Annotated in this window: 1 pseudogene; it reads right to left on the bottom strand. The window is 69.8% G+C overall.

The features are described from left to right. Positions 1-298, bottom strand: a pseudogene (locus RB628_RS41895) (hypothetical protein); the annotation flags it as partial.

The following is a 298-nucleotide window of genomic DNA, read 5'->3' as shown; positions in this document are numbered from 1 at the left end:
GTGATCTGTTTGGCGAGTTCGTTGTTCTCCTCGATCTTCCAGCGGACCCCGGCCCGGCGCACAGCCTCGGTGACCGGGTCGGCGGCGGGGGCGTGGACGAGGAAGTACGCGTACTCGTAGTCGACGCGGCCGCCGGCCAGTTGCTTCTTCTCGGTGCTGCGGCGGATCAGCAGCCGATGGGCGAAGCCGTCGGCCGGCAGCTGTCCGGGCAGGGCGACCTCGAACCACGCCCAGTCGTAGGCTCGCTGCCCCTTGGAGCCCTCGCCCTGGCTGCGGCGTTCCCACTGATCGCGCACGA

The sequence above is a fragment of the Streptomyces sp. ADMS genome (genome assembly GCF_033441795.1).
In the GTDB taxonomy this organism is placed as follows: Bacteria; Actinomycetota; Actinomycetes; order Streptomycetales; family Streptomycetaceae; genus Streptomyces.
Note: the sequence above shows the minus strand (reverse complement) of the source record. Positions and strands in the feature narration are given on the sequence as shown.